The sequence below is a fragment of the Micromonospora craniellae genome, from assembly GCF_014764405.1.
In the GTDB taxonomy this organism is placed as follows: Bacteria; Actinomycetota; Actinomycetes; order Mycobacteriales; family Micromonosporaceae; genus Micromonospora; species Micromonospora craniellae.
The window spans coordinates 4,908,992-4,927,687 of the sequence record NZ_CP061725.1 but is presented as its reverse complement, the minus strand read 5'-3'; the positions used below and the strand labels follow the sequence as shown (position 1 = coordinate 4,927,687).

Annotated in this window: 18 protein-coding genes, 2 tRNA genes and 1 pseudogene; 9 read left to right on the top strand and 12 right to left on the bottom strand. The window is 66.9% G+C overall.

Translation table 11 applies throughout. The annotated features are described in order from the left end of the window. Positions 1-369: 369 nt before the first annotated feature. The 3 genes from ID554_RS22470 to ID554_RS22460 all read right to left on the bottom strand — a co-directional run bounded on the left by ID554_RS22470 (position 370) and on the right by ID554_RS22460 (position 4,195). A complete protein-coding gene (locus ID554_RS22470; RefSeq protein ID WP_117231381.1) occupies positions 370-1,950 on the bottom strand; it encodes a hypothetical protein in 1,581 nt (526 codons plus the stop codon). Positions 1,951-2,244: 294 nt separating this feature from the next. After that, positions 2,245-3,495: a group II intron reverse transcriptase/maturase gene (gene ltrA / locus ID554_RS22465; RefSeq protein WP_223884098.1), complete on the bottom strand. Its 1,251-nt coding sequence runs from the start codon at positions 3,493-3,495 to the stop codon at positions 2,245-2,247. A gap of 379 nt (positions 3,496-3,874) precedes the next feature. Next, positions 3,875-4,195 (bottom strand): hypothetical protein, encoded by a 321-nt coding sequence (locus tag ID554_RS22460; protein ID WP_191088603.1) that lies wholly within the window; start codon positions 4,193-4,195, stop codon positions 3,875-3,877. 38 nt (positions 4,196-4,233) lie between these two features. On the opposite strand from ID554_RS22460, the gene ID554_RS22455 reads away from it, so the two are divergent. The 5 genes from ID554_RS22455 (at position 4,234) to ID554_RS22435 (ending at position 9,456) form a co-directional block, all read left to right on the top strand. Further along, complete coding sequence (locus tag ID554_RS22455) at positions 4,234-4,611, top strand: helix-turn-helix domain-containing protein (protein ID WP_223884194.1); 378 nt, start codon at positions 4,234-4,236, stop codon at positions 4,609-4,611. Positions 4,612-4,759: 148 nt separating this feature from the next. After that, positions 4,760-5,917, top strand: a complete 1,158-nt coding sequence (locus ID554_RS22450) for an ISAs1 family transposase (protein WP_117230052.1) — start codon at positions 4,760-4,762, stop codon at positions 5,915-5,917. Positions 5,918-6,038: 121 nt separating this feature from the next. Beyond that, the gene (locus ID554_RS22445) at positions 6,039-6,443 is read left to right on the top strand and encodes a transposase family protein (protein WP_263407300.1); all 405 of its coding nucleotides are present in this window, start codon (positions 6,039-6,041) and stop codon (positions 6,441-6,443) included. Between the two features lie 830 nt (positions 6,444-7,273). After that, positions 7,274-8,074, top strand: coding sequence for a DUF2637 domain-containing protein (locus ID554_RS22440; RefSeq protein ID WP_117231328.1), 801 nt, complete (start codon positions 7,274-7,276; stop codon positions 8,072-8,074). 437 nt (positions 8,075-8,511) lie between these two features. Beyond that, positions 8,512-9,456, top strand: a complete 945-nt coding sequence (locus ID554_RS22435) for a replication-relaxation family protein (protein ID WP_117231327.1) — start codon at positions 8,512-8,514, stop codon at positions 9,454-9,456. A 149-nt stretch (positions 9,457-9,605) separates the two neighbouring features. On the opposite strand, the gene ID554_RS22430 is transcribed toward ID554_RS22435, so the two are convergent. Next, the gene (locus ID554_RS22430; protein WP_396888402.1) at positions 9,606-9,860 is read right to left on the bottom strand and encodes a hypothetical protein; all 255 of its coding nucleotides are present in this window, start codon (positions 9,858-9,860) and stop codon (positions 9,606-9,608) included. A 456-nt stretch (positions 9,861-10,316) separates the two neighbouring features. On the opposite strand from ID554_RS22430, the gene ID554_RS31860 reads away from it, so the two are divergent. After that, positions 10,317-10,454 carry a hypothetical protein gene (locus ID554_RS31860; RefSeq protein WP_223884192.1) on the top strand — a complete coding sequence of 46 codons (138 nt, stop codon included), beginning with the start codon at positions 10,317-10,319 and terminating at the stop codon, positions 10,452-10,454. An 86-nt stretch (positions 10,455-10,540) separates the two neighbouring features. Next, positions 10,541-11,050: a recombinase family protein gene (locus ID554_RS22420; protein ID WP_117231324.1), complete on the top strand. Its 510-nt coding sequence runs from the start codon at positions 10,541-10,543 to the stop codon at positions 11,048-11,050. Between the two features lie 79 nt (positions 11,051-11,129). Here ID554_RS22420 and ltrA (ID554_RS22415) read toward each other — a convergent pair whose 3' ends face one another. The 3 genes from ltrA (ID554_RS22415) to ID554_RS22405 form a co-directional block, all read right to left on the bottom strand. Beyond that, a complete protein-coding gene (ltrA, locus tag ID554_RS22415; RefSeq protein WP_223884191.1) occupies positions 11,130-12,308 on the bottom strand; it encodes a group II intron reverse transcriptase/maturase in 1,179 nt (392 codons plus the stop codon). Between the two features lie 62 nt (positions 12,309-12,370). After that, positions 12,371-13,831 (bottom strand): IS66 family transposase, encoded by a 1,461-nt coding sequence (tnpC, locus tag ID554_RS22410; RefSeq protein WP_117231431.1) that lies wholly within the window; start codon positions 13,829-13,831, stop codon positions 12,371-12,373. Positions 13,832-14,430: 599 nt separating this feature from the next. Beyond that, positions 14,431-14,751, bottom strand: coding sequence for a hypothetical protein (locus ID554_RS22405; protein ID WP_191088603.1), 321 nt, complete (start codon positions 14,749-14,751; stop codon positions 14,431-14,433). 38 nt (positions 14,752-14,789) lie between these two features. Here ID554_RS22405 and ID554_RS22400 point away from each other — a divergent pair, with 38 nt between their 5' ends. Both ID554_RS22400 and ID554_RS33180 read left to right on the top strand, forming a co-directional pair. After that, entirely contained in the window at positions 14,790-15,632 is an 843-nt protein-coding gene (locus ID554_RS22400; protein ID WP_396888400.1) for a transposase family protein, read from the top strand. Between the two features lie 15 nt (positions 15,633-15,647). Then, positions 15,648-16,220 (top strand): annotated as a pseudogene (locus ID554_RS33180) (recombinase family protein); the annotation flags it as partial. A gap of 9 nt (positions 16,221-16,229) precedes the next feature. Here ID554_RS33180 and ID554_RS22385 read toward each other — a convergent pair. From ID554_RS22385 to ID554_RS22365, 5 genes are all read right to left on the bottom strand, one after another. Continuing rightward, a complete protein-coding gene (locus ID554_RS22385; RefSeq protein WP_158573866.1) occupies positions 16,230-16,712 on the bottom strand; it encodes a hypothetical protein in 483 nt (160 codons plus the stop codon). Positions 16,713-16,749: 37 nt separating this feature from the next. Next, positions 16,750-16,823 (bottom strand) — tRNA-Ile (locus ID554_RS22380). Further along, the gene (locus tag ID554_RS22375) at positions 16,801-17,622 is read right to left on the bottom strand and encodes a hypothetical protein (RefSeq protein ID WP_117231045.1); all 822 of its coding nucleotides are present in this window, start codon (positions 17,620-17,622) and stop codon (positions 16,801-16,803) included. The genes ID554_RS22380 and ID554_RS22375 overlap by 23 nt, the downstream gene beginning before the upstream one ends. Beyond that, entirely contained in the window at positions 17,562-18,437 is an 876-nt protein-coding gene (locus ID554_RS22370) for a hypothetical protein (protein ID WP_117231044.1), read from the bottom strand. The genes ID554_RS22375 and ID554_RS22370 overlap by 61 nt, the downstream gene beginning before the upstream one ends. 168 nt (positions 18,438-18,605) lie before the next feature. Further along, a tRNA-Asn gene (locus ID554_RS22365) sits at positions 18,606-18,678 on the bottom strand. Positions 18,679-18,696 lie beyond the last annotated feature (18 nt).

The following is an 18,696-nucleotide window of genomic DNA, read 5'->3' as shown; positions in this document are numbered from 1 at the left end:
ACAAGCCGCCAGCGCCCATAGCTCGACACATGCCAGTCGCCGGAATCGTCAGTCTCTAGACTGGTCAGGCAGGACGGAACCGCGAGCTGGCGAATTCGGTTGCCGTCTACAACGGTGCATTCGGCCCACAGGTTCGGGATCTTCAAGGCGTCTTCAGTGATGACCGGCCTCGCTAATCTCGTTGGTCATAGCCTCGGTCGTGGCTGGCGTTCACGCAACATCCCTACATACGTGCCCACCGGGATAGTCCTGCAAGTCAAACTATCCAATCTGCCAACGACCTAAGAAGGGCCGAACCGTCCGATCTAAGCAGCCACTGGGCGAGACCCCAATCCTCCACCAGGACGACGTGCTCCGTTACCGGTGTAGCTATTTGCGCCACCATGTGGCTCGGCCGCGCATGCCGTGGTGCCAGGTGTCGGCTAGGTGCCGGGTGTTGTCGATGGCCTGTTGGTCGCGGTCGGAGCGGTATTCGCGGTGGGGCTGGTGTGGGCTCCAGTCGCCGATGAAGGGGCGTAGGTCGTCGGGCTTGGGTTCGATGTCGAAGTCGATGTCGGCGAGGGTTCGGTCTCCTCGGGTGGGGTCGAGGCGGTCGGCGGCGGCTCGTGCCCAGTCGATCCATCGGGTGCGGTTTGCCGAGTTTGCCGTTTCGTCGGGCGCGGTTTGTTCGAGGGCGTCGCAGAAGGCGCGGATCTCGTTGGCGGAGGTCCAGGAGTCGTAGGCGCGCCGGAATGCCTTCTTGCGTAGGAGTTCGGCGGCCTGGGGTCGGGCCTCGTCGAGGGCTGTCTGCCAGCGGCGGCGCTTTTCGGTCTCCTGCCGCTTCATCTCGGCGACGTATTCGTCGTGGGCGCGTTGGGCGGCGAGTTTGGCTTCCTCGTCGGCGGTGATGCCGGCTTCGACGTCTCGGATGATTCGGGGGAGGCGTTTCTCCAGCGTGGTGCGTTTGTCGTCGGTCCAGGTGTCTTTCTTGTCCCAGCCGGCGCGGGCGATTTCCAGCCGCAGCCGGCCGGAGGCGACCCGGTCGGTCTTGGGGATCACCAGCCACCGGTTTCGCCGCAGCTGCCGAGTCTCCTCGGCGGTGGGGACGTGGGGGACTTCGTCGTACTCCTCGATCAGTCTGACCCTTCGGCGGGTCTTGTCGACCTGCACGTAGACGGAGGGGTTCTTGGTCTTGGTGTTCACTCCGACCCGGTGGCCTCGTCGTCGGGCCTCGGCGGCGAGGCCACGGATCAGGTCCAGCGCCCGGGGGACGGATGCCTCGGTGACCTCCAGCCCGGCTGGGTTCTTGTCCAGGGCGGCGAACACGAGGTCAGGATCGGTGGTGACGCGACGGGTGTTGAGTCGGATCCGGTTCCAGTCCGTCTCGTCCGGGTCGTTGTCGTCGGACAGGCGGATGATCAAGTCGCCGGCGGCGCGGCCGGTGTGCTTGAGGTGGCACCCGGCGGGTACGAGGCCGTGCTGCTTGGCGGCGTGGATGACCCGCCGATACCGGGCGCGTTCCTCGGTATCGGGACTCTCCACCCGCACGGTTCCGCCCTCGGCTTGGAGGCGTTCGATGAGTTGTCGGGCCTGCTCGACCGTCGCGGCGGCGGGGGACGGCGGCGTGCCAGCCGCCGCGGTGGCGGCACCGGCTCCCAAGAGATCCGGGGCCGACTTGCCTTGCTTGGCGGTGGCGGTGGTCCGGACGCGCTGACGGGGTGGCGTGGTGTCGCCCGAGAGACGGTCGGGGTGGTCGGGGTGGATGCCGTTGTCGAGGTAGAAGCGTCCGGCGTCAGTGATCTGGGCCCGCCACACGCCACCTCGACAGCTGATGTCGACGAGTCGACGGGTCTGCAAGGCCCGGGCCGTGTGACGCTGGTCGGCCCCGTCGGGGCCGCTGAGGTCGTCCCCGTCGCCGATTCGCCGCAGCACCAGCAGTTGATGTTCCTTCAGCGGATCCCATCTCTGCATACTCTCGACCTTCGACGGCTACGACCTGATCCGCAAGGAACGACACTCGCCCCTGCGTGGAGACGGGCGGCATGCCGCGACCACGCGTGGATGGCCTACTCGCTGGCCGCTGCGCGCCCGCATCGTCTGCATGATGAGACGACTGTCCCGAGGGTTGGGTGAAACGGGCGGAAGATTCGCGGTGGCTGGGTGGACGCAGAGGTACTGCCGGGTAGACGGCGGGAGTTTCACCCGCCGTCCCCCACAGATCCGGACGTGAACCTCTCGACTCATCCGGCTCGTGCCGTTCGGTTGTCAGGTCGTGTACCGCATCGCCCAGTGCGCGAACAGGTCGGGCGACCGTTGCCGGACGTCTCGTAGCCATACTCGAGCTCTGTCGTCGCTGCGTTTGAGTCGCTTGTACTTCCACTTCGCCCAGCGCATCAGATGACGATCGATGCGCTTGCCGATCGGGTAGACCGCGCTCGGGTAAAACACGGTGAAGTAGTTCAACCAGCCCCGAAGGACAGGGTTGACCTCTACGGCGAGGTCTGCCAGGTTGCCGGTCGTGCGTCGATGTAGCCGCCAGGACGCGACCTTGCGGCTCATATCGGTCAGCTTCCCCGGGGCAACCGCGGGTAGGAACCCGGTCCGGGCCCTTCCGCGGATCTTGTCCCATGCCTTCCGGGGACGAAACGCGTACCCGCAGAACGTGAACGTCACCAGCTCGTAGTCGAGACGGCGCCGGTCGTCTTTGCAGTACACGATGCGCGTCTTGTCGGGGTGCAACTGCAACCCGATGTCCGCGAACCGACGATCGATCGCCTGACGCACCTGTTGCGCCTGACGTTCGGTCACGCAGTGGACCACCACATCGTCTGCGAACCGCTCGAACCCGACCCCGGGAAACTCACGGCCCATCCAGGTGTCGAAGCCGTAGTGCAGAAAAATGTTGGCGATCAACGGGGAGATCGGACCACCCTGCGGTGTCCCCTTGTTCCGATGGGTCAGGGTCCCGTCGGGCATCAGCATCGGCGCTCTCAACCAGCGCTCCACATACAGCATGACCCACGGGTGAGTCGTGTGACGCGCCACCGCCTTGAGCATCAAATCCCACCGCACGGAGTCGAAAAAGGCCTTGACGTCCAAATCGACGACCCAGTCCTTCTTGAAACACCGCTGCCGACACACCCGAATCGCATCAATCGGGGACCGTCCGGGACGATATCCGTAGGAGTCGTCGTGGAACACCTTCTCCACCTCCGGCTCCAACACCAGCACCGCCACCGTCTGCGCCACCCGGTCGACCACATTGGGAATGCCCAGAATCCTGACCCCACCCTTCTTCGGGATCTCCACCGCCCGGACCGGGCCGGGGAAATAGCTGCCCGACGACATACGGTTCCACAGTCGGTAGAGGTTGTCAGCCAACCTCGTTTCGAACTGTTCGATCGTCACTCCGTCGGCCCCGGCCGCTCCGCCATTACCTTTCACCTTCAACCACGCGGCCCAGATCAGCCGCTTTGGGATATCGTGCGACTTGCCTGTCAACCCTGGCTGACTCACGCGGTTCCTCCCTCACGGTTGACCGCACAAACCAGCCTGAACGACCCCGCCCCTTCGCTCCCCGACCCACTGCGATACGCAGGCGGTTCACAGCTACTACGGGCGAGTCCGCCAGCGTCCCCGCATCGGTACTCTGCTCCTCGCGGTTTCCTCCGCTTGGAGTCCTCCCTCTCGCCGCCGGTAAACCGACGGACGGTATCGGGGTCCGCCTTCACACGTTCCGTATGAGAGCCTGGACCGGGCTCATGCTGCCTATATGCCGGACACCACCTGGGCAGTAAGCGGATATCCCCCAGGCTCATCCCGAGACTCACCTCCGGCCTCGGTTCTGATGTCGTCTGACTGAGTTTCGACACGTCAACGGCAGAGAACTCGACGTTCATCGCTCATCTTCCCGGTCCATACCTGACGCGATCACAGTCACGCCTTTTCCAACGACGCTCAGGACGACGGTCTTCAGCCAACGCCCCTCGTGGTGGTTTGAAGCCTGCTTCCGCAAGCCGGCTCCGGAGGGCCAAACAACCTCCATCTCCCATACAGCACCGCAGTCCACGAGACCGTCATCAATCTTTGCCTCGCTTTCCACGTTCGTGTTCACAAGAGGTGATCTCAGCAACGCATATGGGTTGATTGGCGCGACACGGGCGAAGGCGGCGAGTCGGGCGGCAGTGGAAACAGGCGTGGAGCCATCGATAGACATGTCCTTGCGACAGATCCACGTCTTCGAGAGGGCTCCACGTGATTGCCTATCGTGCCATGATCGACGTCCCGAGGGAACTCGTGCAGCATCTCGCGCGGCTGCTGTACGTGCAGCGCCGGGCCTGCGGCACTCGCCGTGGCACTCGTGCGTTGACCTGCTTCTACCAGGCCCTGATGGTGCTCGTGTGGTTCCGCAAGGGTGAGGACATGACCTTGCTGGCAGCCGGCTTCGGTATCTCCCGGGCGACGGCGTACCGCTACCGCGACGAGGGCATCACGGTGCTCGCCGCCCAGGCGGCCGACCTGCACACCGCTCTGCGTCGGGCCGCCGCCGACGGCTGGTCCCACGTGATCCTCGACGGCAAACTGTTCGACTGCGACCGGCTCACCGAGACCACCAGGGCGTTCGCAAGGTAGTGAGATGACCGGATTGCCGATTGTGGGGTAGTCACGCCGGTTCCGGCGGGTACGTGAGAGAGCGCGGCCTTCTGGTGATCATTCAGGTGTCTAGACTGGATGATCGAGGAAGACCGCGCTCGTGGAAGCATCATTGTTGATCGGCGGGTTGTCCGCACGCCTGGGTGGCGTGTCGCCGTTGTCGGAGCGGGACACGCCGGGGTTGCTGCAGGTCCTTGCCGAGGTGCCGGACCCGCGTGATGCCCGGGGTCGGATCTATGCGCTGCCGGGGCTGCTCGCGATGGCGATCGCGGCGGTGCTCTCGGGATCCAGCCGGGTCGTGGAGATCGTCGAGTGGGCTGCGGATCTGCCGGACGCGGTGTGGGACCGTCTCGGCGCGGCCCGCGACGCCTTGACCGGGGCCCGGCGGGTGCCTGATGACGGCACGCTGGGCCGGGTGCTGGCCGGCATCGACGCCGACGCGTTGGATGCCGCGGTGTGTCGCTGGCTGCTCGGCCGGGCCGGTGTGACCGGGCGGGGTCGGCGGGTGATCGCCGTTGACGGCAAGACGCTGCGTGGCAGCGGCCCGGCCGGGTCTCAGGCGCACCTGCTGGCCGCGTTGGACCAGGCCGAGCAGATCGTCCTGGCGCAGATCGACGTTAATGGGAAGACGAATGAGATCAGCCGGTTCCAGCCGTTGCTCGACGGTCTGGACCTGGCCGGGGCGGTCATCACGGCGGACGCGCTGCACACCCAGCGCGAGCATGCCCGCTGGCTGGTCGAGGACAAACACGCCGGATACGTCTTCGTCGTCAAGCGCAATCAGCCACGGCTCTACCGACAGGTCAAGGCCCTGCCCTGGGGGAAGATCCCCGCCCTGGACGCCACCCGTGAGCGCGGGCACGGCCGCTACGACATCCGGGAGTTGCAGGCGGTCACCTGTCTGGGGCCGCTCGCGCTGGACTTCCCACACGCGGCCCAGGCCCTGCGTATCCGGCGCCGCCGACACAACCCGGCCACCGGACGTTGGTCCACCGTCACCGTGTACGCGATCACCAGCCTGACCGCAGCCGCGGCCGGTCCCGCTGACCTGGCCGACTGGCTACGCGGACACTGGGCCATCGAGGTCCTTCACCATATTCGCGACACCACCTACCGCGAGGACGCCAGCCGGCTACGCACAGGCAACGCGCCTCGCGCCCTGGCCACCCTTCGCAACACCGCGATCAGCCTCCTCCGCCTCAACGGCGCCACCTCGATCGCAGCAACCCTGCGCCGAAACAGCCGAGATCCATACCGATCCCTACAAATACTCGGACTCACCTAGAACGGACATACCTCGACCTTGCGAACGCCCTGCCGAGACCACCCTGTCGGTCAAGGGCGAGGTAATCGACGCCTGGTACTCCGGAAAACACCGCGACTTCGGCGCGAACATCCAAGCGATCATGCGTCCAGACGGGCTGCCGATCTGGACCTCGGAAGCGATGCCCGGGCATCTACACGACACCAGCTGCGCCCGCGACCTCGGGATCACCGCCGCCCTGAACTGGTCCGCCGCCGAACTCGACCTGCCCGCCCTGGCCGACTCCGGCTACGAAAGCACAGGCCACGGCATCAAGACCCCGATCAAGCAGCCCACCGACGGCAGCCGCCTCGCGCCCGACAACCGCGCCTACAACCGACTGCTCCGCGGCCTGCGATGGCAAGGCGAACGCGGCTTCGCCATCCTGATCGGACGCTGGAAGACGCTCCGCCACACGAACATCAGCCCACGCCGAATCGGCGACATCGTCGCCGCCGCATTACACCTGACCCACTTCGAATACAAATACCTATCCGAATCTTGTTGAGATAACTTCACTGCCGGTCACCGGAGGCTGCGATCCTGGACTCATCCGGACTGACGGCGTAGGACGGACGGGCTGCCTGTTGAATTCGGGGTTGACTCGGTGGGTGTTGCCGGGGCGTACTGGTTGTGCGTTCTCGTACTGCCGCTTCGCACGGCGGGCCATGGAGAGGCAGGCATTCCCGAAGCTTGGGGTGCCTGCTGTCGTTCGTGGCGATGATGTCGAGGGCGTGGAGTGATGGGAGGACCCACATGAAGGTTCGGCTGTCGGCGAGTTGAGCCGCCGCTCCACCTCTGGCGCTCCAAATGGGCGCTGCTGGTGAGTTTGCCCCTTTGTGGCTCTGCTGGCCCTGTCTTGTGTCCGGTGCTGAGCGTGGCCTGTCGTGCGGGCTGCGCGACGCGTTCTGCCCTCTTGGCCTGCCCCTGCACGGGTTTTGGCTTGTTCGTTGATTCGTCCACAGTGTTTCTACGACCTCTGCGTGCGATTGAGGTCCGCCCGGCCGGGCGTCACCCGGCAGGACCACGTCTGCCCGGAAGCGTGATCGCAGGCGGTCGTCCCGGGCGGCTTCATTCGCCGTACCTCGAAACCCTACGACCATTCATGGAGCAAACAAGTGACTTCATTCAACATCGATTTGGTAGGGCTGGCGGCGGTGTCCGTCGAGCCCGCGGTTCCGGTCCGCGCTGTCCTGGCCTTGTTGGTTGGGGCCATGCGCGGGCTGTCTGTCGACGGGTGGTGGGCCGTTGGCGAGACCTGAGCATCGACCGGATGACTGGTCCGTCGAGGTGCGGTCGGGGCGGGAGCGGCTGGAGGATCGCGTCCAGGTGCTGATCATGCTGTTGATCGGTGGCGCGGCGGGCGCGGCGTCCTTTCGCCACGTCCATGACGTCGCCGCCGCGCACGGGCAGCCGGGTTGGCTGGCGTGGGCGGACGCGGTCGTGCTGGAGTTGACGTCGATCGCGGCGGGCCTGGAGCTGCGCCGTAACCGGCGGCTGGGCAAGAGCGTGGCGTTCCCGGCGACCGTGTTGACGGTGGCGGTGTTCCTGTCCCTGGCGGCTCAGGTCGTCGGGGCGGAGCCGTCGGTGATCGGCTGGATCGCCGCCGCGTTGCCGGCACTCGGCTTCTTGGCGATGGTGAAGATCGCCCTCGGCCGCGCCGACCCTGCCCCACTCCGCCGGACAGCCCCGCCCGCCCCGAGCAACCGGTCCGGGCGGTCCGGGCGCTCCGGGCCCGTTTCCGGCACCGACGCCACGGTCCCGGACGCCGCTGAGACGGTCCCCGGACCGGCTGCGCCGGTCCACCCCGGCACGGCGACGGTCCCGGACTCCACCCCCGCGGTCACCGCCACCGCTCTGGGCGGTCAGTCGACGGTCCCGGACCGGCGCAACCTCCACGAGCGGGTCCGGGACGGTGGGCCGGAGATCGAGGCGTTGGTCCCGGTCGCCCGGACCGCCGCCCGTGCCCTCGCGGCCCAGGGGACACCGTTGTCCCGTAAGGCCCTCGCGCGGCAGCTGCGCGCTGACGGGCACCAACTGTCCAACGCCACCGCCTCGGCGCTCGTACGTGTCCTGCGCGCCGAACCCACCCCGCCCCGTCAGCTCTCGCCGGATCTGTCACCAGCGGATGTCGCGTGACAGATCCCCGATTTCTGTCAGTCGAAGCCCTTCGCGGCTCGGTCAGGTTCTGTCAGGAAGTCCGTGTCTGACAGAACCTGACCCGATCCGACGAGCGTGCGCCCGCCGTCCGTCTCGCCGGTTCAACTGAGGTGCACCAGCCATCACTTCCCGATCAAGGAGCATGAACGTGTTCACCCAGCTCAACGTCCACTATCTCGGCCGGCGACACGATCGCCGGTCCACGTTGCGGGTCTTCTCGCCCCATCATGGCCATCGCTCCGGTGTGGTCGGCCGTGTGGCTGTCGGTGTCGATCGCCGTGTGACCGTCGGTCTTGACACCGACCCCCGAACCGACCCCTCACCCCACCTCACAGCCCAGGTCAGCCCCGCTCCCAGGGCTGCGGTACGGCTCCAGACAGACCCTCATCCTGGGGGTCTCCCCCCTGGGGGCGCGTATGCGTAAACGCCTACCGGCTCCGGATCCGCTGCTGCGGTTGCAGGCCAGCATCACCGGCCGCGACGACCGTCTCCTCGGCTGGCTCTACGACCACGGCGCCATGACCACCGACCAGGTCGCCGCTGCCCTGTTCCCGTCCCTGGACTTCGCCCAACGCCGGCTCCTGCGCCTCACCACGGTGGGGGCGGTGGACCGGTTCCGACCCAACCGACCAGACGGCGGCTCCTACCCCTATCACTACGTCCTGGACCAGCTCGGCTACGACCACGTCCACGCCCAACGCGGCCTCGGACCACCACGCCGGGACCAGGCCCGCCGCCGCAAACAATCCCTCACCTCACGCCGGGACCTGCCGCACCTGCTCGGCGGCAACCAGGTCTTCATCGACCTCGCCGCCCACGCCCGCACCCACCCGCACACCGTCCTGGACCGCTGGCAACCCGCCTCCGCCTTCCACGAGCCCGGCGTGTTCTACCGCAAGGGCGGCGACCCGCAGATGATGGTCCTCGGACCGAAAGGACTGCCCCGCCCCGACGGGGCCGGGGTATGGACCGAACACAGGCGGTCCGTGCCCTTCTTCCTCGAGTACGACACCGGCCGTGAACGCCTCGACATCCTCACCGAGAAGATCGCCAAATACGAGCGGCTATACGCGATGAGCACCTGGGCATGGCCCGTGCTGTTCCACCTACCCTCCGCCCACCGCGAGACGAACCTGCACCACCGCCTCGCCGACCTCCCCGGCCTGGACACGGTCATCGCCACCACCACCGCCGAACTCCGCACCGCCCTCAACGCCAGCCCCGCCGAACCGGTCTGGCAAATCGCAGGCCTCGGCACCGCCGGCCGGATGCGGCTGGTCGACCTGCCCTACACCGACACCCAACACGACACCCAATACCCCACACCCGCGCCAACAGGTCCGAACGGACAGGCACCCTGACGGCCCTGGGAAGGGCGGCGCGTTGGGCGGCGTGTGTGGCCAACGCGCCGCCGAACGTCCGCCCGACCACCCGATGGCGCCGTGCGCCCATCGCAGCCCCGTCAGGCGGCGACCAGCGGCTCCGTCAACCGCAGCGGCACCGACATCGGTCAGGTGAACCAGCCGGAGGAGGCACCCCTCCGTCGGGCGGTCACGTGAGCACGACCCTGGATCATCGCCGGGGTCGGTCGAGGAGGCGCTGGTCGGCTCGCGCGAGCGAGGGTCATGGCCCGGCGGGCGTTGCGGGCGGCAGCGCACACGCCCCGTTGCCCGACGCACTGCAGGTTCCGGCAGTCGCCCCGCGAGTCCGGCTGGTGAGCGGCGACGACGTCGAGGGCCAGCCGCCACAGCAGTGGATCGGTCACATCGTCAGGGATGACAGCCAGGAGGCTGAGTCGTTCGCGGGGCATGGCAGACCTTTCTCGAGAGGGGCACGTGGTCGGCCGCCCGCCTACCCGGCCGACGGCACGGACATGATCGACGCTCACCTCTGCCAAAAGGTCAAGTCATCCCTGCCAGCACACGACCCCCTGCTGACTGCCAGCGCCGCTGGTCGCTGGGCCGCACGCCCCTCAGCCATCGCCCTATTCAGCCCAGAAGCACGAACGATCCATCCACTTTCAGCACCGCTAATGCTGTTGATGTCGAGCAGAAAGGACACCCATGAGTGAAGGACTCCGACTCCAGTTGACTCGCATGCTTTTCGGAGGACAGTGGCGAAAACGCCCCACCACGAAAACGCCGTCCGGAGGTATCCTGACGATCCGCATCCCGGTACCACCAGAACAAACGGTGGTGCAATACCCAACCGCGCTAGCAAAATGGAGCAGCCGATCCCGATGGTTATCGCGCGGATCGACACCGTACCCATGACCACCGACGAACTCGACAACGCCGCCGAAGCCCTCGCCGTCCTACTCAACCACTTCCTCGACGACCACCCCCACCTCACCCCGTAGACCAGCCAGCCCGGACAGCCGCTGGCGGCTCGCCCCGGGCCGCCAGCACTCCAGCCCCTCTGGAATTCGAAGGACAACCTGCCACAATGCCTGCCACGTCACCCCTCACCCCACCGAGACGACGCGGCCGACGCGCCCACACCCCCACCGCCGAGCAGCCGACCGGCCCTCGTCGAGTCTGCGTCTACATCCGCCGCTCCACCGACGACGAACACCAACCCTTCTCCCTCGACGCCCAACGCGCCGCCCTCGAAAAGTACGTCGCCTCTCAGCCTGGCTGGACCATCGTCGCCGAATACGAAGACGACGCCTCCGGCGCCACCACCGAACGCCCCGGACTCAAGAAAGCACTCCACGCCGCGAAAGCCGGCCTCTACGACGTCCTGCTCGTCTACCGACTCGACCGATTCAGCCGCAGCGTCGCCGACCTCCTCGACCTCATCACCATCCTCGAAGCATCAAACGTCCGATTCTCATCCGCCACCGAACCCGTCGACACCGGCGGACCCTTCGGTCGCATGATGCTCCAACTCCTCGCCGTCTTCGCAGAATTCGAACGCAACATCATCATCGACCGAGTGAAGAGTGCCGGGTAGACGGCGGGAGTTTCACCCGCCGTCCCCCACAGATCCGGACGTGAACCTCTCGACTCATCCGGCTCGTGCCGTTCGGTTGTCAGGTCGTGTACCGCATCGCCCAGTGCGCGAACAGGTCGGGCGACCGTTGCCGGACGTCTCGTAGCCATACTCGAGCTCTGTCGTCGCTGCGTTTGAGTCGCTTGTACTTCCACTTCGCCCAGCGCATCAGATGACGATCGATGCGCTTGCCGATCGGGTAGACCGCGCTCGGGTAAAACACGGTGAAGTAGTTCAACCAGCCCCGAAGGACAGGGTTGACCTCTACGGCGAGGTCTGCCAGGTTGCCGGTCGTGCGTCGATGTAGCCGCCAGGACGCGACCTTGCGGCTCATATCGGTCAGCTTCCCCGGGGCAACCGCGGGTAGGAACCCGGTCCGGGCCCTTCCGCGGATCTTGTCCCATGCCTTCCGGGGACGAAACGCGTACCCGCAGAACGTGAACGTCACCAGCTCGTAGTCGAGACGGCGCCGGTCGTCTTTGCAGTACACGATGCGCGTCTTGTCGGGGTGCAACTGCAACCCGATGTCCGCGAACCGACGATCGATCGCCTGACGCACCTGTTGCGCCTGACGTTCGGTCACGCAGTGGACCACCACATCGTCTGCGAACCGCTCGAACCCGACCCCGGGAAACTCACGGCCCATCCAGGTGTCGAAGCCGTAGTGCAGAAAAATGTTGGCGATCAACGGGGAGATCGGACCACCCTGCGGTGTCCCCTTGTTCCGATGGGTCAGGGTCCCGTCGGGCATCAGAATCGGCGCTCTCAACCAGCGCTCCACATACAGCATGACCCACGGGTGAGTCGTGTGACGCGCCACCGCCTTGAGCATCAAATCCCACCGCACGGAGTCGAAAAAGGCCTTGACGTCCAAATCGACGACCCAGTCCTTCTTGAAACACCGCTGCCGACACACCCGAATCGCATCAATCGGGGACCGTCCGGGACGATATCCGTAGGAGTCGTCGTGGAACACCTTCTCCACCTCCGGCTCCAACACCAGCACCGCCACCGTCTGCGCCACCCGGTCGACCACATTGGGAATGCCCAGAATCCTGACCCCACCCTTCTTCGGGATCTCCACCGCCCGGACCGGGCCGGGGAAATAGCTGCCCGACGACATACGGTTCCACAGTCGGTAGAGGTTGTCAGCCAACCTCGTTTCGAACTGTTCGATCGTCACTCCGTCGGCCCCGGCCGCGTAAGCATTCAGGGCCACTCCATGACGTAGCCGTTGGTGGCAGTGTGTGATGGGTGGTGGCGGTCGTTGCTCGTGGTGGGTTAGCCGGGTGCCCAGGCGGGTGGTGTCCAGGGTCGGCCGAGGATGGCGTCGCGGATGGCGGTCATGACATCCGCGCCGTGTTTGGTCACTGTGGAGACGTAACCGCGGATGGCGTAGCGGTGTTCGGTGACCTTCTCGCTGGTGAGCCGTCCGGAGATCTTCTGCTGGGTCTTCGCGGGCCGTAGGTCGCGTTCGGCCTGGTTCGACGTGGGTGGGATGCGCAGGTCGGTGGTGAATCGCAGGATGTCGGCTTCTCGGTCGTGGAGGTCTTCCAGCAGTGCCCGGTGTTTCGGCTGTTTACGGCCGTCCACCCGGGCGACCTCCTTGAGCCCGATCCGCACGCCGTGCCGGTAGGCGTCGATCAGCGGGCCGGCGATGTGTTCGCCGATCGCGGGCAGGTTCTGTGCGCGGGCGAGGTTCGCGGCGTGGACGAGTCCCTGTAGCGCCTGGCGGATCTGGATCGGCCAGTGCGCGTCGGGGTAGGTCTCGGCGGCGTCCTGACAGTCGCGGATCAGGTGGGCTACGCAGAGTTGGTGGACCAGGTGGGCGAAGATCTTCGCGTCGTAGTTCTGGTAACGGTCGTGCACGACCACCCCGGTCAGGTCCGGCAGGACGAACACCTTGAACGTGTCGAGGCTGCGGTCACCGAGCAGGTACCAGGTGTAGAGGCGGGTGCAGGCGACCAGAAGGTACTTCTTGACCTTGCGGGCACCGACCCGGATCGGGGTCTCGTCGCAGGAGACCACATGCGCGAGGGCGATCAGCGTGCGGATGATCCGGTTCGACTCGGCCACCCCCGCCGCGGCCCGGCCGATCAACGCGTGGACGAACCCGTCCGACGGACGCGAGCCGGTCAACGCGGCGACCAGGTCAGCGCACCGGGCCACCGGAATCGCGTGCACCACCATCAGATAGACGCACCACGCCTGAAGATTCGGCCCGTACGAGACGCCTGCGTCCGGCACCCCCTCGGGGCGGGCCGCCACGTGCATCGCCCCGCACCCGCAGCGCACCGCGTGCCGATCATGCTGGGTGACCGTCGCCGTCATCGCCGGCACATCGACCTGCTGATGCGAGGCGTAAACCCCCAGATCAGCCGCCGATGCCAGATCCGATCCGCATCCACACGGCCCGCCCGGAAAATGATCCACAATGCCGTCCGGAAACGGTGACCAGGACAGCTGCGCACCCGGCGCACCCCGCTGCTTACCCCGCGACCGCTTACCAGCACCGGCTGCCGGCACCGGCGTGGACACCTCCGCCGGCGGCGTCCGTCCCGGATCATCATCCTTCGACGGCGGCATCCCCGAGTTCCCACTGTTACGCGACACCAGGCGTTCCAACCGCGCGACCCGATCAGTCAACTCCCGGTTCGCCTGGGTCAACTGTTCCACCTGAACGATCAGCCGTCGCGTGAGTCCGATCAACTCCTCGCGCGACAACTCCTCCAAGCCCGGCACCCACCGATCACAACACATCGATCGCACCCGGCCGCGCATCGACACACCGTCAAGATCGACCCAGCCCGTCAATCACAGACAGCCACTCACGGCCACCACCCGGAGTGGCCCTGAATGTTTACCCGGCCGCTCCGCCATTACCTTTCACCTTCAACCACGCGGCCCAGATCAGCCGCTTTGGGATATCGTGCGACTTGCCTGTCAACCCTGGCTGACTCACGCGGTTCCTCCCTCACGGTTGACCGCACAAACCAGCCTGAACGACCCCGCCCCTTCGCTCCCCGACCCACTGCGATACGCAGGCGGTTCACAGCTACTACGGGCGAGTCCGCCAGCGTCCCCGCATCGGTACTCTGCTCCTCGCGGTCTCCTCCGCTTGGAGTCCTCCCTCTCGCCGCCGGTAAACCGACGGACGGTATCGGGGTCCGCCTTCACACGTTCCGTATGAGAGCCTGGACCGGGCTCATGCTGCCTATATGCCGGACACCACCTGGGCAGTAAGCGGATATCCCCCAGGCTCATCCCGAGACTCACCTCCGGCCTCGGTTCTGATGTCGTCTGACTGAGTTTCGACACGTCAACGGCAGAGAACTCGACGTTCATCGCTCATCTTCCCGGTCCATACCTGACGCGATCACAGTCACGCCTTTTCCAACGACGCTCAGGACGACGGTCTTCAGCCAACGCCCCTCGTGGTGGTTTGAAGCCTGCTTCCGCAAGCCGGCTCCGGAGGGCCAAACAACCTCCATCTCCCATACAGCACCGCAGTCCACGAGACCGTCATCAATCTTTGCCTCGCTTTCCACGTTCGTGTTCACAAGAGGTGATCTCAGCAACGCATATGGGTTGATTGGCGCGACACGGGCGAAGGCGGCGAGTCGGGCGGCAGTGGAAACAGGCGTAGAGCCATCGATAGACATGTCCTTGCGACAGATCCACGTCTTCGAGAGGGCTCCACGTGATTGCCTATCGTGCCATGATCGACGTCCCGAGGGAACTCGTGCAGCATCTCGCGCGGCTGCTGTACGTGCAGCGCCGGGCCTGCGGCACTCGCCGTGGCACTCGTGCGTTGACCTGCTTCTACCAGGCCCTGATGGTGCTCGTGTGGTTCCGCAAGGGTGAGGACATGACCTTGCTGGCAGCCGGCTTCGGGATCTCCCGGGCCACCGCCTACCGCTACCGCGACGAGGGCGTAGCCGTACTCGCCGCCCAGGCGACCGACCTGCACACCGCTCTGCGTCGGGCCGCCGCCGACGGCTGGTCCCACGTGATCCTCGACGGCAAACTGTTCGACTGCGACCGGCTCACCGAGACCACCCTGTCCGTCAAGGGCGAGACCATCGACGCCTGGTATTCGGGAAAGCACCGCGACTTCGGCGCGAACATCCAAGCCGTCATGCGCCCGGACGGGCTACCGATCTGGACATCGGCGGCGATGCCCGGGCATCTGCATGACACCAGCTGCGCCCGCGAACTCGGCGTCACCGCCGCCCTGAACTGGTCCGCCGCCGAACTCGACCTGCCCGCCCTGGCCGACTCCGGCTACGAAAGCACAGGCCACGGCATCAAGACCCCGATCAAGCAGCCCACCGACGGCAGCCGCCTCGCGCCCGACAACCGCGCCTACAACCGACTGCTCCGCGGCCTGCGATGGCAAGGCGAACGCGGCTTCGCCATCCTGATCGGACGCTGGAAGACGCTCCGCCACACGAACATCAGCCCACGCCGAATCGGCGACATCGTCGCCGCCGCATTACACCTGACCCACTTCGAATACAAATACCTATCCGAATCTTGTTGAGATAACTTCAGTGGGATGACCGCGAAAGCCAGCAAAGGCAAATGGGCCGGCGGCACCCGCCCCTACGGCTACCAACTCGCCCCCGACCACCGCCTCGTCCCCCACCCCGACGAAGCACCCATCCTTCGCGACATCTTCCGTCTCTACACCCGCGACCGACACGGCACCCGCGCCATCGCCACCATCCTCAACGAACGCGGCGTCCCCAACCGCACCGGAAAGAAGTGGTCCGGACACACCATCAACCGGATCCTCGACAACCCCGCCTACGTCGGCGACATCGCCTACCGCGACGTCTACGTCCCCGAAGCCCACGGCCCCCTCATCGACCGGGCCACCTTCCAACGCGCCCAAGACATCGCCAACGCCCGAGGAGACACCCAAACCCAACGCGCCATGTCCGACTCCGACTACTACCTCACCGGCCTACTCACCTGCCCCCACTGCGGACAGCGCTACATCGGCACCTCCGCCAAAGGCCGCACCCGCCGCTACCGCTACTACACCTGCTTCACCCGCACCCGATACGGCAAACACGCCACCTGCACCGCGCCCAGACTCCCCGCCGACGACCTCGACCAACTCGTCCTTCAAGCCCTACACGACTTCTACGCCACCGCCGAACCCGTCCTGACCGCCATGATCGAACGCGCTCACGCCCAACGCGACACCACCAGCGACGACCGACGCGCCGAACTCGGCGCGACCGCCCATCAGATCACCACCACCGAGGCAGCCATCAGCCGCTACCACACCGCCTTCGAAAACGGCACCATGGACGACGCCACCGCCGGGCCTCGCATCCGCGAACTCCGCCAGCGTCTGGCTCAACTCCACACGCGCCACGCCGAACTCGAAGTCGACCTCGCCGCCCCACCCGCGCCCCCGCCGCCCGCCACCATCACCCGGATCCGCGAGCACCTCACCACGATCATGGCCAGCGGCACGACCAGCGAACGCAAGGCCGCCATCGAGACTCTCATCGCCGAAGTCCAGATCACCGACCAGGGCGTCGTACCCGTCTTCAAGATCCCCACCGACACGACGATGCCCCCGCCCAACCCGGACGGGGGCACTCACGATGAACAACCACCGGTTCGCACAATGGTGCGGTCGGTGGGGCGGACGGGACTCGAACCCGTGACCGAGGGATTATGAGTCCCCTGCTCTAACCGGCTGAGCTACCGCCCCGGCACCGCGCGGATCTTATCCCGCCCAGTCGATCACCGGCCAGCATCGGTGGACGGTTCTCACCGGCGTCGCCCCCGCGCCAACAGCACGATGGGCAACGCGAGGATAACAGTGAGCAGCCAGCCCACGGCGACCGCACCCCACAGCCAGCCGTCGCCCCGACGGCGGGTTCCATGAACATGCCGATGGTGAGCAGCAGCGTCAAGCCGCCGATGCCGAGGGTGGCCAGACCGCTGAGCGCCATGAGCAGGGTCTCCCACCAGGCGCGCCGAGGTCGGGCGAGGTGTTCGCGGTACTCGCGTGCGGCGCCGGGTTGTGGGATCTGCTGGGGGTCGCGGGGCGGCATGGCGACCTGCCGGTCGGCGGGTACGGCGGTGTCCAGCAGGGCCAGTCCGGGTGGGCGCAGGTCGAACAGGGTCGGCTCGACGTGCAGCACGATCGCGTCGTGGCCGATCAGTTGGCGGGCGCCGTCGGGCCAGGCGAGCATGACGGCGCAGTCGGCGTAGCGGACGGTGAGCGGGCCGCCGTCGCCGAGGTAGCTGATGCCGTCGGGACCGACGCGGAGTTGGCCGTCGTCGTCACGGGAGCGGTGGGTGGTACCGGCGGGGATCGCCTCGGAGACGGTGGGGGCGGCGACGAAACCGGCCCAGTCGGCGCGGGTGCCCTCGGGCACCATCAGCAGGGCCGAGGCGTGCGCCTCCTGGGCGACGTCGTGCAGGTCGGCCACGGTGACCGCCCTCAGCGCGGCGCGGTGCTCGTCGAGGCTGAGGTTGGGCTCGCCGGCGCCGCCGGGTGCCACTCCTGCATCAGGCAGAACGCGAGGGCAAAGGTGCTGCGTACCCACACCCAACCCCAGCCGTCGCGGTGGTCGGGGTGCCAGACGGAGCGTTCCGCCGCCGCGCGGATCCCGGCGGCCACCGCCGGGTCGCGCAGGACCTGGCTCGTGGCAGAGACCCGGTCGTGCTCAAGAGCCTGTTCGAGGTACGCCTCGACGACGAGTACCGCGTTGGGGGCGCCGGGTGGTGCGGCCTCGGCGCACTCGCGGGCGAACGCGTGCGTCTCTTCCCAGGTGCCGCTCCACTTGGGGCAGAACTGCTGGAGCAGCGACGCCTGTGCCAGCAGGTGGTGCGGGTGGCGGGCGGCGAGCCGGTCGTAGCGGCGGCGGGCCTCGGCCTGCCCGACCTGTAGCCCCCGGCCGCTGGTGACCCGCTGGGTCCAGGCCGCCGCGTCCTGCGGGTGGCGGGCGGTGACCTCGATCAGGATCTGCTCGGCCCGGCGCAGGTGGGCGAAGAAGTCGGCGAACTGCTTCCGGCTGACGTACTGGGCCCGCTGGGCTGTACGGATGCGCCAGCCGGCCCGGATCAGGTGCGCGCCGAGCATCGCGCCGGCCACCGGGTCCTCGGGGTGCTCGGCGAGTACCCCGAGCAGTGCCTGCTCCGCGTCGGGGGCGCCGCCGACCTCGCCGACCAGGATGGTCCCTCCGTGTGCGTCCTGGGCGTCGACGAGCGCGCGCAGGGCCGGCCAGTCGCCGGCGGCCAGGGCGCTACGACCGGCCGCGACCTGCGGATATGCCGCCGCGATGTCGAAGATCACCGGCGGGAGGGGTGCGGGCATGGCGAGGATGATAGACGATCATCTTCGGCTCCGGTGTCCCCGTTTTCGCTGCCCGGCGCCGCCGTGCGGGCAGGTCCGAGTCAGCCGGTCCCGGGGGTCGGCACTGGTCAGGCTCGGAACGACGAACGCCCACCGGATCGCCGGTGGGCGTTGGGATGAGAAGGTGAGCTCCCCCGTTTGGACTCGAACCAAAAACCTGCCGGTTAACAGCCGGCTGCTCTGCCAATTGAGCTACGGGGGACCGTGCGACCGCTCGGTG